The organism is Idiomarina sp. UBA4206 (assembly GCF_002383015.1).
Classification (GTDB): Bacteria; Pseudomonadota; Gammaproteobacteria; order Enterobacterales; family Alteromonadaceae; genus Idiomarina; species Idiomarina abyssalis.
Genome location: NZ_DFTS01000058.1, coordinates 60,470 through 61,029, shown reverse-complemented (window position 1 = coordinate 61,029; position 560 = coordinate 60,470). Strand labels below are relative to the sequence as shown.

General features: G+C 48.9%; 1 pseudogene. It reads left to right on the top strand.

Going from position 1 to position 560, the window contains the following annotated elements:
* Positions 1–560, top strand: a pseudogene (locus B3180_RS11930) (glutamate--tRNA ligase family protein); the annotation flags it as partial.

Here is a 560-nt window from a genome sequence, read left to right as displayed (position 1 = left end):
GGCTGGGTTATGACTGGGAAGGCGAGCCGCGTTATTCCTCTAACTACTTTGATCAGCTGCACGCGTTTGCAGTTGAGCTCATTGAAAAAGGCCTGGCCTACGTTGATTTCAGTTCGCAGGATAAAATGCGCGAAATGCGCGGTACCCTGAAAGAGCCGGGTGTGAACAGCCCTTACCGTGATACTTCTGTGGAAGAGAATTTAAAGCACTTCGCTGACATGACAGCAGGTAAGCACGAAGAAGGCACCGCGGCATTACGGGCAAAAATTGATATGAGCTCGCCGTTTATGTGTATGCGCGATCCGGTTATTTACCGTGTGCGTTTTGTGCATCATCACCAGACGGGTGATAAATGGTGCGTTTACCCAATGTATGATTTCACCCACTGTATTTCAGACGCGCTGGAGGGCATTACACACTCGCTGTGTACGCTTGAGTTCCAGGATAACCGTCGCTTGTACGACTGGGTACTGGATAACATCAGCATAGACTGCCATCCACAGCAAATTGAATTCTCGCGCCTGAATCTGCAATACACGGTAATGAGTAAACGCATTATC